General features: G+C 63.9%; 17 protein-coding genes. 10 read left to right on the plus strand and 7 right to left on the minus strand.

What is annotated here, in order from left to right:
* Positions 1 to 81: 81 nt before the first annotated feature.
* The 4 genes from AArc1_RS15515 to AArc1_RS15530 all read right to left on the minus strand — a co-directional run bounded on the left by AArc1_RS15515 (position 82) and on the right by AArc1_RS15530 (position 5096).
* Entirely contained in the window at positions 82 to 1374 is a 1293-nt protein-coding gene (locus AArc1_RS15515; RefSeq protein WP_117365222.1) for a DUF373 family protein, read from the minus strand.
* A 105-nt stretch (positions 1375 to 1479) separates the two neighbouring features.
* Positions 1480 to 2475 (minus strand): signal peptide peptidase SppA, encoded by a 996-nt coding sequence (sppA, locus tag AArc1_RS15520; RefSeq protein WP_117365223.1) that lies wholly within the window; start codon positions 2473 to 2475, stop codon positions 1480 to 1482.
* 289 nt (positions 2476 to 2764) lie between these two features.
* Positions 2765 to 3646 (minus strand): coiled-coil protein, encoded by an 882-nt coding sequence (locus AArc1_RS15525; protein ID WP_117365224.1) that lies wholly within the window; start codon positions 3644 to 3646, stop codon positions 2765 to 2767.
* A gap of 367 nt (positions 3647 to 4013) precedes the next feature.
* Complete coding sequence (locus AArc1_RS15530) at positions 4014 to 5096, minus strand: tubulin/FtsZ family protein (RefSeq protein WP_117365225.1); 1083 nt, start codon at positions 5094 to 5096, stop codon at positions 4014 to 4016.
* A gap of 181 nt (positions 5097 to 5277) precedes the next feature.
* Between AArc1_RS15530 and AArc1_RS15535 the strand changes: the two genes are divergently transcribed.
* From AArc1_RS15535 to AArc1_RS15545, 3 genes are all read left to right on the plus strand, one after another.
* A complete protein-coding gene (locus tag AArc1_RS15535) occupies positions 5278 to 5703 on the plus strand; it encodes a DUF5791 family protein (RefSeq protein WP_117365226.1) in 426 nt (141 codons plus the stop codon).
* Positions 5704 to 5861: 158 nt separating this feature from the next.
* Positions 5862 to 6749, plus strand: a complete 888-nt coding sequence (locus AArc1_RS15540; RefSeq protein WP_117365227.1) for an NAD-dependent epimerase/dehydratase family protein — start codon at positions 5862 to 5864, stop codon at positions 6747 to 6749.
* 220 nt (positions 6750 to 6969) lie between these two features.
* Positions 6970 to 8157: a DHH family phosphoesterase gene (locus tag AArc1_RS15545; RefSeq protein ID WP_117365228.1), complete on the plus strand. Its 1188-nt coding sequence runs from the start codon at positions 6970 to 6972 to the stop codon at positions 8155 to 8157.
* Between the two features lie 106 nt (positions 8158 to 8263).
* On the opposite strand, the gene AArc1_RS19150 is transcribed toward AArc1_RS15545, so the two are convergent.
* Entirely contained in the window at positions 8264 to 8434 is a 171-nt protein-coding gene (locus tag AArc1_RS19150; RefSeq protein WP_186336611.1) for an HVO_0758 family zinc finger protein, read from the minus strand.
* Between the two features lie 203 nt (positions 8435 to 8637).
* Here AArc1_RS19150 and AArc1_RS15550 point away from each other — a divergent pair, with 203 nt between their 5' ends.
* From AArc1_RS15550 to AArc1_RS19560, 7 genes are all read left to right on the plus strand, one after another.
* Positions 8638 to 9819 carry a glycosyltransferase family protein gene (locus AArc1_RS15550; RefSeq protein WP_117365229.1) on the plus strand — a complete coding sequence of 394 codons (1182 nt, stop codon included), beginning with the start codon at positions 8638 to 8640 and terminating at the stop codon, positions 9817 to 9819.
* A 155-nt stretch (positions 9820 to 9974) separates the two neighbouring features.
* Positions 9975 to 10502 (plus strand): DUF7109 family protein, encoded by a 528-nt coding sequence (locus AArc1_RS15555; protein ID WP_117365230.1) that lies wholly within the window; start codon positions 9975 to 9977, stop codon positions 10500 to 10502.
* Between the two features lies 1 nt (position 10503).
* Positions 10504 to 11091, plus strand: coding sequence for an NUDIX hydrolase (locus AArc1_RS15560; RefSeq protein WP_117365231.1), 588 nt, complete (start codon positions 10504 to 10506; stop codon positions 11089 to 11091).
* 82 nt (positions 11092 to 11173) lie between these two features.
* On the plus strand, positions 11174 to 11395 hold the full coding sequence (locus AArc1_RS15565; protein ID WP_117365232.1) for a hypothetical protein: 222 nt from the start codon (positions 11174 to 11176) through the stop codon (positions 11393 to 11395).
* 81 nt (positions 11396 to 11476) lie between these two features.
* Complete coding sequence (locus tag AArc1_RS15570; protein WP_117365233.1) at positions 11477 to 12838, plus strand: tRNA pseudouridine(54/55) synthase Pus10; 1362 nt, start codon at positions 11477 to 11479, stop codon at positions 12836 to 12838.
* Positions 12839 to 12984: 146 nt separating this feature from the next.
* The gene (rnhB, locus tag AArc1_RS15575; protein ID WP_117365234.1) at positions 12985 to 13653 is read left to right on the plus strand and encodes a ribonuclease HII; all 669 of its coding nucleotides are present in this window, start codon (positions 12985 to 12987) and stop codon (positions 13651 to 13653) included.
* Positions 13654 to 13714: 61 nt separating this feature from the next.
* A complete protein-coding gene (locus AArc1_RS19560; protein ID WP_267130075.1) occupies positions 13715 to 13840 on the plus strand; it encodes a hypothetical protein in 126 nt (41 codons plus the stop codon).
* 66 nt (positions 13841 to 13906) lie between these two features.
* Here the strand turns inward: AArc1_RS19560 and AArc1_RS15580 are convergent, their stop codons facing one another.
* Both AArc1_RS15580 and secF read right to left on the minus strand, forming a co-directional pair.
* The gene (locus AArc1_RS15580) at positions 13907 to 15541 is read right to left on the minus strand and encodes a preprotein translocase subunit SecD (protein WP_117365235.1); all 1635 of its coding nucleotides are present in this window, start codon (positions 15539 to 15541) and stop codon (positions 13907 to 13909) included.
* Positions 15541 to 16437, minus strand: coding sequence for a protein translocase subunit SecF (gene secF, locus AArc1_RS15585; protein WP_117365236.1), 897 nt, complete (start codon positions 16435 to 16437; stop codon positions 15541 to 15543). The genes AArc1_RS15580 and secF overlap by 1 nt, the downstream gene beginning before the upstream one ends.
* Positions 16438 to 16513 lie beyond the last annotated feature (76 nt).

Genomic DNA, 16513 nt, shown 5'->3' on the forward strand with positions numbered 1-16513 from the left:
TCTGCAGTACAGGCTGTCGTTCTCCGTCTGAGACGCGCGGACGGGCACGACGAGCAAAGGTATCACCGAATCAGCGACCGCTCACTGACTCGAGTCACCCGAATCCGACCGAGGAACTTCGTCGACGCCGTCGGCGGCCGGCCCGACGTCGACGCGTGAACTCGAACCGTCGGGCTCGGCGTCGGGACCGCCATCAGTGAGCTCGGCGGACGTCTGTTGGCCACGATCTGATTCGTCGTCGGCGAGGTCGGCGTCGTCGGTCGTGGTGCTGACGTACGCGGCGATGCGGGCACCGACGAGACTGACGACGATCGCAGTGACGACGTACAGCGTCAGGCGCTCGCCGGCCGACACGACGAAGCTCTCGACGCTGAGAATGCCCGATTCGATCGGTGGGACGGTGATCGGGTCGATCACACCCTGTCGCTCGAGGAAGTACGTCGAAAAGCCTCGGACGACGAGGCCGATAGCGAGGACGAGAAACGGCAAGTTGAGATACGAACTCCGGATGGGGCGATCGCTGATCATTTCGTCGAGCAGGCGGCCAGCACTGGCGGTGACGGCGGCCATCGCGAGCCACGGAACGGCGTCGAAGGCGAACTGCATCGCGGGGACGAGAATTCCTGGCGGATCCTCGAGGCTCGAAACGCCGAGTGCGCCGGCGAACACTCCCACGAGCGTGAGACCGGCGGCGACGACGTAGGTGACGACCGACACCTGCCCGGAGTACAGCGCCTCGCGAAGCTGGTGGGCAAGCCCGGTCACGATCTCGTCGACGCTGAAGCCCTTGTAGAGGAGAAAGAGACCGATAACGGTCGTGATCGCGGCCGCTCCCTCGGCCGGGCCGACGACGGTCGCAAGCATCGGGAAGACGAGCAGGGTCAGCCCGGTCGGGACGAGGATCGTCTGGCGCAGCTCCTCGTCGGCGAGAAACTGTTTCAGAAGGTAGTACGTCGACTCGATGTCCCTGGCCTGCCTGACCACGACGCGGTCGACGGAGTCGACCCGGACGCGGCTCTCGACGATCGGTACCAGCCGCTCGTCTTCGGCGCTGTCGATGACGACGACGGCCGAGTCAGGATCATACTTCGCGATGAGGTCGTCGAGCTGGCGAGCAACGGCTCTGTCCGCCGACACCATCGACTCGCGGTCTCCCGAAACGACCGCGACGACGGCTTCTTCATCGCCGTCGCGAAGGTCCTGGGCGACGCGTAGTGACTCGAGTAAGCTGTTGACTCCCGAGTCCTCCGGATCTGCGAGGCCGACGTCGGTCACGAGCGCGCGAACTGCCTCCCAGCCGACGATCGGTGATCGAAGGCCGGTCTTGCGACCGACGTCGTCGGTCCGGTCGAGACAGACGACCAGCGTTGTCACGGTAGGCGATGCATTCTGTGTGACGATAAAACCACTTACTCGTTCGACGCGATTTTGATCCCGATACGACGATTCGGTCGGTGTGACCGAGTGGCCGGCGTCCGTTCAGGTACGAAGTCGAAACTCCCGGTCACCCACGATGCTCGCGACGCCGGCACCGAACGCGTAGGCGACCTGCTGGGCACCGCCACCGAGGCGGGCCATCAGGGGTCGTTCGGGTTCGAACTCCTCGACGCTGACCGCATCCCGTTCCAGGCGATCGGCAACCGCCTCCTCGAGCTCGCGTCTGGTGCCGAGTTCGTCGACCAGCCCGAGGTCGTGGGCCTCCTCGCCGAGGTAGATCCGAGCTTCGGTGTCGCGGACGAACTCCGTTTCGAGGTCGCGACCGTCGCTGACGCGATCGACGAACGTCTCGTAGTAGTCGTCGATCAGTCCCTGGAGGTACTCGCGTTCGTCCTCCTCGAGTTCTTTCAGCGGGGTGCCGGCGTCTTTGTACTCACCGGCGGCGAACCGCTCATAAGAGAGGCCGACCTTCTCGGCGAGGGCGCTCGCGTTCACTCGGGAACCGATGACGCCGATCGAGCCGACGATCGACCCCTCACGCGCCCAGAGTTCGTCACAGCCGCTGGCGATCCAGTAGCCGCCGCTGGCACAGACGTCAGTCGTGTACGCGACCGTCAGTCCGTCGAAACGCTCGGCTGCGAGCCGGATGTCGTCGCTGGGGACGACTTCGCCGCCGGGCGTGTTCAGTTTCATCAGCAATGCGTCGACGTTGTCGTCCGCGTCCGCCCGTTCGATCTGCTCGACGATGTCGTCGGCGGGCGTCGATCGGGGACTCGAGGGCAACGGACCACCGCTCCCGTCCCGCGTGATCGGGCCCTCGACGGCGACTTCAGCGACGTCGTATCCGGGGAACAGCGATCGAGAGACCGAGCTCCCGATCCGGACGCCGAAGAACACGACGGCGAGGGCGAGCACTACGCCGAGAACGTCGGCTATCGTCTCCGGGTAAAGGACGAACAGTGAAACGCCGACGACGGCGAACACGACTACGAACACCACGACGATCGCGAGCTGGGCAACCGTTCGGAGGCTACTCACGACGCTCACCTCGATACATGCCGGACAGTGTGTGTGCCGACCGGTTAATCGTTCCGTCGCGACGCGTTCGCTCGAGCGCCCGATCCACTCGTGACGGCGACGGAATCGTCTCTTTTCGGTCGTGCCACTAGCGCTTATCCTACAGGCCGATACTATTGTCCAGAAGTAACACCCGATTAGATACGGCAATCGGTGCTCTCAGACGGCTCATCGCTCGAGTCGCGGTTTGCGGTCAGAGAAACGTCCCCACTAAAAGACGCACGTGGGACGAATCGAGAGGACGACCGCCTTAGAGCAGCCCCGTCTTCTGGAGCTTCATCAGGTCCTCGGTATCGAGGGTTTCGCCTTCTTTGAACTTCTGATAGATTTCCTCGGCTTCCTCTTTGGCCGCCTCTTTCTTCTTGTCGCGAGCGGACTTACGCTCTTGCTCTTCTTCCTTGTCCAGTTCGCGCAGACGCTTCTGGACGCGGACGAAGTCTTCGTGATGCTGGTCGGCGGCTTCCTGGGCCTCGACGAACTTCTCGTGCATCTCGTCGGCCTCATCACGGATGTCGTCGGCCTCGCGATAGGCCTCGATCATCTGGTTGTGGTGTTCCTGAGCCTTGTCCGCGAGCTCCGTCACCTTCTGGTGGTGCTGGGAGGCTTCCGAGCGGACCTCCTCTGCCTCGTCGACGAGTCCTTCTAGGTCATCGTTCTGCTCGAGTTTTCCCTTGCGCTGTTCGTACTCCTCGCGTTTGGACTCGATTTTCTCGATGAGCTCTTTTTCGTCCTCGCTCGAGAGGACTTCGGTCTGCTGTTTGAACTCGAGTTGCTCGATCTCGTCTTCGAGCTGCTCTAGGTCCTTGCCCTCGTCGAGTTCCATGTCGGACTTGAGCTGCTCGACTTTGTCGAACAGTTCGTTGGCTTGTGCGTTGAGCTCGTTACGCTGTTCTTTGTGCTCTTGGACCTGCTCGTTGAGCTCGTCGCGCTGTTCGCGGTGCTCTTGAGCTTCGTCAACTTTCTCGCGGGTCTTCGCGTTGAGATCGTCGCGCTTGGAAGCCCGCTCAGAAGCCATCTGGTTCAGATCGTTTCGCCGGTCTCGCAGTTGACCGGCCATCTTGATGAGCTGTCCTTTCGATTTGTTTGCTAGGTCGTCCTCTGTAAGTTCGATGTTTTTCGATTCGTCTACCATGTGTTAGTCAAACCTCTGTGCCATACCGCACCGGGAACCGGCGGACGCCGGTGATGACTGGCTCCGACCGGGAGCCGTCGGACGGTTCGATCCGCCGCGTACAGCGTGTGCTCACGATCTGCGAAACCTCGGTGAATAAGATTTCCTGTCATCGATCGTCGAGCGATACGCGCCCCGATGGCGTTCTGGTACTGGCTACTACTGTAGCCTGTAATTTAAATGTACCGATCGGTAGACCCCTGAAAACCGTTAGCAGGGCCCCAGTCTAGCGTGTCGAACGATGACATGGGAACTGGAGAGATATATAAATAGCCTCGATGATCGGTTCCGACGACAGTCGCGAGCGAACTCCCACCGCATCGGGGGCTCAGAAGAGATTCTCGAGACGGTCGTTAGTGAACTGCTCTGCCGGGTCGGTTCGCTCGTCCTCCTGGGCTTTCTTCGCCTCGCGTGCGCGATCCATGAATTCGTCGATCCGGTCGGAACGTTCGGCACCGCCCAAGAGGACGAGCGCCCCGAGTCGGTCACTCTCGAGCGGGAAGTCACCACCGCGGACCTGCATGCTCCCCGTTTCGTCTTCCATCCATCGTCGGGCCTTTTCGACGCCCTTGCGGGGAATCGCCTCGGGTCGACCCGCGATGACGAGCAGCGCCGAGTCGGCTTTTGTCGCATCAGGCATGCTCGTGCCCGTCAACAGTGCCTGGCGGGCGACGCTCATGACGGTCCGGATATTCTGGGCGCTGTCCTCGCTCGCCACCTCGCTCGCGTAGCCGAGTACGGAGATGCCGCCCGATCGGAGGGTGTTGATCACCTCGCTCGAGTCGACCACACTTTCACCGACACCCTCGATGGCTTCGCCGGAGGCGAAAAGCAAGCCGACGCGCTGGGCGATCTTGTCGTTGATACGGTCGAATGCACCGCCGATGCTCTCGCCCTGTTCGTGCCAGGCGTCGTTATCGATCAGCAACGTCGAGTCGGCCTCGCGGGCGAGCGTCTTCAGCGATCGGCCGGCGTTGGCCTGATAGAGGGCACCTTCGTTCCGGCCAGGCAGGACGCCGAGGGCGTAGACGGGGACGTCGTACACCCGCTGTAAGTGGTGGACGAGTGCGGGTGCACCGCCGCTTCCGGTCCCTCCACCGAGCCCGGCGACGACGAAGATTGCGTCCGACCGCGAGGTGACGCGGCCATCCAGCGCGCTGAGGACTTGCTGGATGTCCGACTGCATGATCTCGGCGCCGAGTTCGTTGTCAGCGCCGACGCCGTGTCCGTTGACCCGGTCAGCACCGATCAACAGCGTGTCGACGAACTCGAGGGACTGGAGGTCTGCTTCGGCGGAGTTGACGGCCAGGGCACCCTGGACGGCTTCGAAGCCCATGTCCGCGTCGAACCGGGCGAGCCGTTCGGTGACGTTGCCACCGGCCTGACCGACTCCGATCAGGGCGACTTTCATACAGTTTCCATGAACGGAAAGTGAGTTGAAGGTTGCGGTGACATACCAACTCAGAAAATCCACTCACAAGCAGCCACACGGTGAACCCAGAATCCGCCGACGGCGACGACCGGCGGCCCGTGTGACTCACTACTGTTCCCGAACAACAACCCACTTGAGGGTGTACGCTGTCAGTCCGGGTATGTTCTACGACCAACGGCTGAACGCACCAGAGTCGCCCGAGGAACTGCGGACGGAGTACGAAGCCGACCTCGCTGCGATTGTCGACGAGTACGGCCTCGAGACAGTCGCCGCCGAGACGGACGTCGATCAGGACACGCTCGAGGCGATCGGCGAGGAAGCCACCCCCGAGTTGAATCTCGAGGGGGCCGCCCAGATCCAGGCGCTCGAAGCGGACACACCGGACGCCGATACGATCGTCACGATGGCCTGCGAGCACCTGCTGCTCGGTATGTCATCGGCGGTGCTCGACGTCGAGGCGCTCGAGAGCGAACTCGGGATCGATCTCGAGGCCAAAGAGATCCAGCAGAAGATCGAACGGCGCGCACCGATGACGTTCGAGGAGTTCGTTCACGTCCAGCATGCAATCGCGGACGGGATGCCCTGAACACACACGCAGAGATGCCCTGAACGCCCAACGATTTTTCCGCACGCACGGGCGATTAGCGTGTACACGGGCGGCCAATACTGTGCTTTCCACATGCACGACCAGCAAGCGTCGTGGGTGAGCGGTGTCGTTATAGTAACTCGTCCATGAGAACTGGTATGAAGGTCGCAATTCTCGGCTGTGGGCACGTCGGCCTCGAGCTCGGACGCCAGCTCGAGTCGAACGGACACCACGTGATCGGCGTTCGACGCTCCGAGGCGGGTCTCGAGCAGATAGAAGACGCCGGCTTCGAGGCTATTCGGGCTGACGTGACCGACCGCGAATCGCTCGCGGCGATCCCGGACGTCGAGGCGATCGTCTTCAGCGCGAGCAGCGGCGGCCGCGGCGCCGAGGCTGCCCGCGAGGTCTACGTCGAGGGGCTACGGACGGCGGTCGACGCCTTCGGCGAGCGCGATGAGCCCCCAGAACGGCTGGTCTACACCTCTTCGACTGGCGTCTACGGCGACCACGACGGCGACTGGGTCGACGAGGAGACGCCGCTCGAGCCGACCACCGAGAAGACCGAGGTGCTCGCGGAAGCCGAACGCGTCGCTTTAGAGCAGCCGCCCGAACACGGCTTCGAGGGGACCGTCGCCCGCTATGCCGGCCTCTACGGCCCGGACCGGTATCGCCTCGAGCGCTACCTCGAGGGGCCCGTCACGGAAGGGTACCTGAACATGGTACACAGAGACGATGCTGCCGGTTCGGTTCGATTCCTGCTCGAGGAGGAGGTAGGGCGAAACGAGGTGGTCGTCGTCGTCGACGACGAGCCCGTCGACAGATGGACGTTCGCCGACTGGCTGGCCGAGCAGGCGGGCGTCGACGTGCCACCGAAGCGAACGACCGACGAGCGCCTCGCAGACGACGAACTCTCGGAGGCTGCCCGACGACGACTCCTGACCAGCAAGCGCTGTTCGAACGACAGGCTCCGGGACCTCGGCTACGAGTTCCGGTATCCGACGTTCCGTGAGGGGTATCGCGATGCCCTCGAGTCGTACACCACGTAGCGACGCTATCGACGGTGTACTGACCGTTCCGACGCCGACCAATCGTTCCGCTGTCGGCCGAGCCGAGCATCTCGAGGTCTGAGGGCCAACGGGGCGGCGTGCATTCTCACCACACGAAAGCGACACTGCCGGATCAACGCGCGTACAGGTCGACGGTTGTTCGCCCGAAAGACGTGTAAATCGGGGGAAAATTCTTTATCACTCGATTTGAGTGTCCGGTATGAACGATCGGGACGTCTCGACGATCTCGTTCGTCGAGGCGGACACATCGGCGGTCCAGCGGATCGTCGACGGGCTCGAATCTCTCGAGCCACTGGTGCTCTCGTTGCTGGTAGTCGGCGTCGGTGCGCTCGTCGTCGGTAGCTGGTGGACCGTCCGCTGGTTTCGCCGGCCACCCGGCGTCCGCCTGCAACGAGTGCTCGGGGACTACGACGAGGTGACGGTGTTGATGCACCCGAATCCCGATCCCGACGCGATGTCCTGTGCCATGGGGGTCGCGGCGATCGCCGAGTCGGCCGACACCGACACGACGCTACAGTTCGCCGGCGAGATCCGCCACCAAGAAAACCGGGCGTTTCGGACCGTTCTCGACCTCGATCTCGAGGCGATCGAGTCGAGTTCGGAACTCGCAAGCGACACAGTGGTTCTGGTCGATCACAACACGCCCAGAGGCTTCACCGGTGCCCAGTCAGTCGAACCGATCGCAGTCGTCGACCACCATCCAGGTAACGGAACCGGAACGCGCTTTACCGACGTCCGGACGGAGTACGGCGCAGCCTCGACGATCCTCGTCGAGTACCTGACGGAAATCGGTGCGACGATGGAACACGAAGACGAGGAGGGACCAATCGAGTTCTCTGCCGAACTCGCGACCGGACTGCTCTATGGCATCCAATCCGACACGAACCATCTGACGAACGGCTGCTCCCGGGCCGAGTTCGACGCCTGTGCGATTCTGTTCGACGGCATCGACGAGGACCTTCTCGAGCGGATCGCCAAGCCACAGGTGAGCGACGACGTATTACAGATCAAGGCGAAAGCGATTACGGAAAAGCGCGTCGAAGGGGCTTTTGCGGTCTGTGACGTCGGCGAGATTACCAACACTGATGCGATCCCGCAGGCAGCGGACGAACTCATGCACCTGGAGGGAGTGACCGCGGTAGTCGTCTTTGGCGAAAACGACGGGACGATTCAGCTGTCGGGACGGTCACGTGACGACCGCGTTCACATGGGCGAGACACTCCGGCACGCGGTCAGTGACATTCCGATGGCGAACGCGGGCGGCCACGCACGAATGGGCGGCGGACAGCTCTCGGTCGATCACATGCGAGGGATCGGCCCCTCTGACGGAATCGACAAACAAGAGTTCGAAGAACGGTTGTTCGCCGCGATGGCCGGCGAGCGGTAGTCCGCGCCTCACCGCGACAAGCGGGTGAAAGAGCGACAGCCACCGTAACGTCACGGACCGAGCAACTGAGGACCGTTACGCTTGCACCTCGAGGTGCCAGCAACCGTTACCGAATCTCTTTCCACTCGGCCTCACAGTCCGGACAGATCCGGACGGTCTTGATCTCGTCCGGATCGTTCTCGGTCTTCAGGGGCTGTTCACACTCGGCGCAGACGAGTCGGTCGTAGGTATCTTTCTCGAGTTCTCCTTCGCGGAGCGCTTTCCGGACTGATTTCATGTTCACCCTGTAAGAAGGAAGGGAAGAAAAAGACCGGGGCTTTATCCGGGGTTGTCGCGACCAGCCAACGCGAGTTGATAGCAACTGTTCGACAGTATCGGTGTCGAGTTGGGGGGCAGCGATGAACTGGACCGGCCGACGCCATCCCGGTCTACTTGGCCGGAGTCGTGGCCGTTTTATCGATCCGGCCGAAGACACAGCCGATGGAGTACGTACAGGAGCGGATCGCGACGCTCCACGACCTCACCGGCACCAGCGTCGATGGTGGTCAGACCGGGACTGGCGTCGGTGACGAGCGGCTCCCGACCGAGACAGATGATCTCGAGCGATGCGTCGGCGAGACGGCGATCGTCGTTCCGATGACCGATCGGGAGTGCGAGAGTCCTGCCGCCGAACGTGTCCTGTCGGAACTCGAGGCGCTCGCTCCCGCCGCGGTCTACGTTCCCGTTCGTGCCGCCCCCGGCCGGATCGAGCCGTTTCGCGAGTGGCTCGAGTCGTTCTCACTGCCGATGTGCGTCCTCTGGTGTGGCGCTCCCGGGGTCGACAACCTGCTCGCAGAGGCGGGCCTGGCAGGCGAGTACGGCAAAGGGAGAGACGTCTGGCTCGCGCTGGGCCCTGCCGCGGCGGCCGCCGAGACCGTCGTCGTCCACGACGCCGACGCCCGGAGCTACGAGGCCGACCACGTCCGTCGGCTGCTCGCGCCCCTGGCGATGGATGCGGGCTTCGAGTTCTCCAAGGGGTACTACGCACGTGTCGAGCGAAACCGGCTGTTCGGTCGCCTGTTCCGGCTGTTCTACGAGCCACTCGTCGAGACGCTCGCAACCGTCCACGACGAGCCGATTCTCGAGTATCTCTCGTCGTTTCGCTACGCGCTGGCCGGCGAGTTCGCCGCGAGCGCCGACCTCACACGCCGGCTGCAGGCGCCGCGGTCGTGGGGCCTCGAGGTCGGCACGCTCGGCAACGCGTTCGACCACGCCGGCTTCGCGGGAACCGCACAGGTCGACCTCGGCCGACACGTCCACGACCACCGGGTGGTCGCCGGCGAGACGGGACTCGAGGGGATGAGCCGGACGGTCGCGGCGGAACTGCTCCGGGTCGTCGAACAGCGCGGCGTCGAGCCGACGTACGACTCGCTCCCGCGACGGTATCTGGAAACCGGCGAACGTCTGCTCGCCCAGTACCGGGCCGACGCGGCGTTCAACGGCCTCGAGTACGACCTCGAGAGCGAGCGAGGTCAGCTCGAGCGATACGCCGACTCGATTTCCCCGCCGGGTCCGGATCGGCGGCTGCCCCCGTGGACGGATGCGCCGTTCGAGCCGGCGGACGTCCTCGAGGCGGCTCGTCCCTGGCAGGACGGACGGGTTGAGACGGGATCAGTAGACTGAGACGGGACGCTGTGCCCGTCTATCGACACGTCGACGGCGGGGGTGACAGCTTCGCGTCCGAACGGTTGGGACCCATTTCGGCCGGCGAACCGAGAGGTAGCCCGACCTCGAGTTCCCTATCAATCTTTATCTGCGAACCACCCGTTGGGCCGGGTATGGACGTGACCGCCGACGAACTGGCAGGCGTCGTCGACCTCTTCGGCGGGCTGACGCGGGCGGAACTCGAGCGTGCGCTTTCGGAGGCCGCGTTTCGGGCCGACGGGACCAGCGTCGACGAGGCGGTCCTCGAAACGGGCGTCGAGGACGCCCTCGAGTCGTTCGCGCTCGTCGCCTACGAGCCGGAGGCGGCCGACGGCGAGTCGGTGGGAAGCGACATGGCTGACGGACGAACCGACGGAGGGAGTGAGTCGGAGCTGCTGGTGGCTGGCCCGACGGCGTTTCCGATCGTTCCCGACGCTGCAGAGGACGTGCCACACATTCTGGACGTCGAACCCCGTCGGCCGAATCGTAACGCTCTCGGCGAGACGGCCCGCGAGCAGTTCGTCGCCGACGTGACGGCCGCCATCGACGCCGGCGATGCCGACCGCTGTGAGCGACTGCTCGACGTCAGCTACGACCTCGAGGCGTGGGCACCGATCGACCTCGCGACCGAACGCGACCGACTGACGGAGGCACTCGAGTGAGATGGTCCGAATGACCCTCGAGCCCGTCGTTGAACACGACCCCACTGGAATCGACGATCAGCCATACGACGCGGCCGTGCTCGCGCCGATCGTCGACCGTGACGGCGAGGACCACCTGCTGTTTACCCGCCGAGCCGACCACCTCGGCGAACACCCCGGCCAGATGAGTTTTCCCGGTGGTGGAGCCGAACCGACGGACGACACGCTCCTCGCGACCGCACTTCGTGAGGCCAGCGAAGAGATCGGGCTCGAGCCCGATGAGGCCGAGGTTGTCGGCCAACTCGACGACATTCGAACGGTCACGGAGTACGCCGTGACGCCGTTCGTCGCTCACGTTCCCGACCGCGAGTACGAACGCGACGACAGCGAGGTTGCCGAGATCGTCACTCTGCCGCTGTCGGGGCTGCTCGATCCAGATAACTTCGAGTACGAGCGACGCGATCACCCCTACTACGGCGACATCGTCGTCCACTACTTCCACGTCGACGGCTACACCGTCTGGGGCGCGACCGGCCGTATCCTGGTGCAGTTGCTCGAGCTGACGACCGACTTCGAACCCCCCGAGAAGGTCGACGGCTCTCGAATGTGAGAACGAGGCCGGACCGCACTGACGGCGGCGTGGCCAGTAGCTACTTTCCCTGACAGCGACTGCTCTCGATCGAGTAGACAAGATGAGCCTCGAGAGGAGACGTAGACGACGGACGGAGACGTACGCGACGCTGGTAGAACTCGAGGCCGCGTCGATGGCCGAGAACGCCGCCGAAGCATCGGACCGACTCGTCGAAGCGCTCACCGAGATCGTCGATGCGGTCGACGAGCAGTTCGAACGCGTCACGGCGATCGACGGAACGATCGACGACCTCGAGCGGACGATGGACGAGATCGACGTCTGAAACCGATATCGTTCCCGGAATCCGCGCGTTAGCGCCCGCAAAGGGAAAACGTGTTACGACAGCCGCCCCGACTCACGCGATATGACCGTTCTGGACGACGCCCGCGCGATGCTCGCGACGGGGCCGGTCTGTGATTCCTGTCTCGGCAGCCCCTTCGCCGAGCGGAGTTTCGGCCTGACAAACGGCGAACGCGGCCGGGCGCTGCGTACCGCCGTCGCACTGGACGACGACGACGATTTCGACCCCGATGGCCCTGCGGACTGCTGGGTCTGTGAGGGATACTGTGGTACCGCCGATGCCATCGCAGACGCCATCGTCGGCGAACTCGAGGGAACCCACTTCGAAACCTACCAGGTCGGTACCCGTGTCCCGCCGCTGGTCGAGGAGAACGAACGCCTGGCCCGAGAGGACGCCGGGCTCGAACCCGACGTCGGCGAGTCGGTCAAACGCGAACTGAACCGAGAGGTGGGTCGTCGCGTTGGCTCGAAGACAGGTGCCGAGGTCGATTTCGATCGGCCTGACGTACTCGCCGTGGTCGACCTCGAAGCGTTCGACCCGCTCGAGGCCCTCGAGTCAGAGACCGTAACGAGCCACGCGGTCGACGTCCAGGTCAACCCGGCGTTCGTCTACGGGCGCTACCGCAAGATCGAACGAGATATTCCACAGACAGAGTGGCCCTGCAGGGAGTGTGGCGGCAGCGGGGCGCAACTCGGCGACGACGGCGAGGAGCCCTGTGAATACTGTGGCGGCTCGGGCTACATGTACGACACCAGCGTCGAACAGACCGTCAGGCCCCACGTCGTCGAGGCGATGGACGGCGACGAGGGGAAATTCCACGGCGCCGGGCGAGAGGACGTCGATGCCCGGATGCTCGGCGAGGGGCGCCCGTTCGTCCTCGAGGTGAAACGCCCACAGCGACGCGATCCCGACCCGGTCGAACTCGAGCGGGCGATCAACGACGCGGCCGGCGGCGTCGAGGTCGACGGGCTGCGACTCGCCACCTACGAGATGGTCGAACGGGTCAAAGAACACGATGCGAGCAAGGGCTACCGTGCCGACGTCGCGTTCGGTGACCCAGTCGACGAAAGTACCCTCAAGAGCGCACTCGAGGAACTCGACGGAACGACCGTCGAACAGTACACCCCCCAGCGGGTCGACCACCGGCGGGCGAACCTCACTCGCGAGCGAACCGTCTACGGGATCGACGGCGACCTGCTCGAGCCCACCAGCGCGGAGGTCCGCGTTCACGGCGAGGGCGGACTCTACATCAAAGAACTAATCAGCGGCGACGAGGGCCGAACCGAGCCGAGTCTCGCCGGCCTGCTCGAGACCGACGCCGAGGTGACGGCGCTCGACGTCACTGGTGTCGAAGGCGAGGACGAGCCGTTCGAACTCGAGGCCTACTTCCGGGACGACCCGCGCGAGGACACAGCGGGCAGCTAATAGACGGAACCGCGCTGTGAAACGCCAGCGACCTCTCGACGTACGAGCGAGCGCTGACAATCGACGGCGGCGAGTTCGTCGGCTGGGGTCCAGACGACCGCATCGGTAACGCAACGGTTTAGCCGTCAGCCACGGATCCTCGAGCCATGCCACTCGGCGTCGACGAAGCCGGAAAGGGTCCGGTGCTCGGATCGATGTTCGCCGCAGCCGTATACTGTGACGACCCGGACGCGCTCCCGGCGGGGATCGCCGACTCGAAGCGACTCACACCCGCCCGCCGCGAGGACCTCGCCGCGACGCTGTGTGAGGACGACCGGATCGCCGTCGGCGTCGCCGAGATCACGGTCGCACGGATCGACGACCCGGAGACGGACATGAACTCGCTCGCGGTCGCCGCCCACGCCGAGGCGATCGCGGACGCCGTCGGTGGGCTCGAGTCCACACGATCGGTCTCCGGGCTCTGTGACGCCTGCGACACCGACGCCGAGCGGTTCGCCCAGCGGGTGCACGAGGCCTGTGCGAAGCGAACCGACATCCCCCTCGAGATCGACGCCCACCACGGCGCAGACGACGAGTCACCGATCGTCGGCGCAGCGAGCATCGTCGCGAAGGTCGAACGCGACGCTCACGTCGCCCGACTCGGCGAGAAGTACGGCGAGGTCGGCAGCGGCTATCCGAGCGACCCGGCCACGCGGGAGTTCCTCGAGTCCTACGTCGACGGCCACGGCGAGTTACCCGCCTGCGCCCGCGAGTCGTGGTCCACGTGCCGGGACGTCCTCGCGGCCGCCCAGCAGACGGAGCTCGGACAGTTCTGATAACAGCGCGATCCGGCCGCCATGCCACACTGTTACGGATAGCGGTATCGGATCGGTTCGTATGGCCGAGGCGATCGCCGTACTGCTGTTCGTGGTGCTTATCGGCCTGGTTTTTGGGCTGAAGTGGTACGGGTTGCACTGGTACGAGCCATCTTCGGCGGGCGAAGACGAGCGATCCGAAGAGTGAGTTAGAAACTCGTCGCTCGAGGGGAACGGTCGCGAAAACGGCGTGAAAGCAAAACGGATCGAACGGTTACTTGTCCGTCAGCAGACGCTGCAGGATGTCCCCGTAGGCCGGGCGGGTGACGAGCACGCCGATCAGCACACCGAGGATCGTGATGATGGCGAACCCGCGCAAGTCGCCCAGACTCAGGACGGCCAGCGGCGAGAGCGCGATGATCGTCGTCGCCGCCGCGGCGCCGATGATCCAGAACGCCTTGCGGAAGCGGGATTCGAACACCCGCCTCGAGTTCACCTCGCCGTCGTCCATCACCTCGTCGGCGATGATCACGAGGTCGTCGACCCCGGTACCGACGACCGCGATGAACCCGGCGACGTGCGAGAGGTCGAGCGGCATGCGTATCAGCGCCGCGAAGCCGAGCAGGATGACGACCTCCGCCGACGCGGTGAGGATCATCGGCACGGCGACTTTCGGGTTCCGATACCGCAGGAAGATCATCCCGGCGACGGTCAGAATCGAGAACGCGCCGATAATCAGCGAGTAGACCTTGAACTGGTCAGCGAGTGCGGGCTGGAGCGAGTAGGTCTGTTCCTGACTGAAATCGAGCGGCGCAGTCAGCGCCCCGGAGTTCAGGTTGACCGAGAGCTGGTAGGCGTCCTGCTGGGTCGGGACGATCATCCGGAACGACGGGCTGTTGACCCACTCGCCGGATTCCATGCTCCCACCGAGGTCCTGGCTCATGCTGTGTGCGTCGACTACGTCGTCGTCAACGACGGTGAGCAGACACCACTGTGGATCGTCAGGGTCGAAGTCGAACTGCCCGGCTTCGCGGTCGTGGATGGTACACTGGCCCATCCCTTCCCCGGTGAAGCCGAGTTCGCTCATCGACGACTGGTACTCGTGGGCAGGAGACGTCCCGTCCTCGCCTTCGGTGTCGTCGACCGAGATGGGGACGTAGTGTTGGCCCTGCTGGTCGTCGTAGGAAGCGGAGCCCGGATCGGCGATCTCCTCGTTCTGGAGGACGGTCGTGTTGGTCTGGTTACCGTCGTCATCAGGGTGGTACGCGACGATTCGGACGTCTCCGCGCTCGGTCAACAGATCCCGGAGCTCGTCGGGGTCCATGCCGGGAACCTCGGTGACGATGTAATACTGGCCACCGATGGTCGCCTCCTGGTAGACCTGCCCGCCGTCGAGGCCGCCTTCGTTGATCCGCAGGTCGATCGTCTCGATAATCTCGTCGCGTGTCTGCTGGGTGACGCCGTCTTCGATATCGCCTTCGGTAACCTCGAGTCCGGCCTCCTGTAACGCATCGGCGAACTCGGCGTGGGAGACGTCTTCGCTGAAGATTTCGGCGGTGAATCGGTCGTTGTCCTCGTCGTACCGGACCCGCGTGTCGGCCGCTTCGAGGTCGGCCTCGTCGTAGTCGTACTCGAGGACTACCGACTCGACCTCGTGTTCGTCACCGGGTTCGATCTCGAGGTTGTCGGCCATGATGCCGACCGGTGGCGCAGCGACGCGCGAGCCGCCGTCGAGTCCGAGGCCATACTCGAGGTTGGTGAGCGTTTCGTCGACCTGGGCGTCGTCGTCGGCGATGCTCTCGTCGGCGATGATTCCGCCGGGGATGAACAGCGCGACGAGCGCGAAGCCGACGAAACTGACGATCATGATCAGCCGCCAGTACTCCTTGAGGAAGGCTTTCACCCCCATCAGCGACTCACCCCGTGGAACTTGTACCACCGAAGCATGCTCAGGTTCAGCATATAGGTGTTCATCAGATCGGCTGCGAGGCCAACGAAGAGGATGATCCCGATCGATGCCAGCAGTTCGACGCCGAAGAGGTACGCGGTGACGCCCATGACGAGCATTGCCATCATCGACGTCACCGTCATCGTGATCCCCGTCTGCATCGCACGGTGGGTGCTCTCGAAGAAGTCACCCTCCCGACGTAAGATGTGGTTGTTCAACAGGATGTCCGAGTCGACCGAGTACCCGATCAACATCAACAGTGCCGCGACGGTCCCCAGCGAAAGCTGGATCCCGACGATCGACATGAACGCGAGCGGAATCACGATATCCGAAAACGCCGAAGCGACGATGGCGACCGACGGAACGAACGTCCGGAACAGGACGAACGCGATGACGCTCATCCCGAGAAACGCCACGGCGAGCCCGAGCAGTGCAGTCTGCTGCGTTTGTTCGGCGAACGCCGGCGAGGCCGTCGACTCCTGCTGGACGACCGAGGCGTCACCGTCGGCCTCGAGGTTGGTCTCGGCTTGCTCGGTCAACGCCTGGATGGCCTCGCTGTCTTCGATACCGGCGAACTGGACGGTGTACTGATTCTCGACTCCGGGAGCCTGAACGGCCTGGATGGAGTCCGGCTCAACATCGAATGCGTTCTGGATCTCTTCTTCGGACGACGTCGTCTGCACCGTCAACTCGGCGCCACCGGCGAAGTCCATTCCCAGCTGGACGGGCGTGCCGTAGACCAGAAACGAACCGCTCAACACGAGCAGTGCGACCGCAAGGACCGCAAGTGGCACCGCCGCGAGTTGGCGGTTGCTGTACCGGGTGTATTCTACCTCCGGTACGTCGAAATACCCCATGTATCCGACCACTGGCGGCCACCCAAAGTAAGCCTTCTCAATTTCTACAGCATGTTTCCCGAGAATATTATCGAAA

Origin of the sequence: Natrarchaeobaculum sulfurireducens, assembly GCF_003430825.1 — an archaeon.
Taxonomy (GTDB): Archaea; Halobacteriota; Halobacteria; order Halobacteriales; family Natrialbaceae; genus Natrarchaeobaculum; species Natrarchaeobaculum sulfurireducens.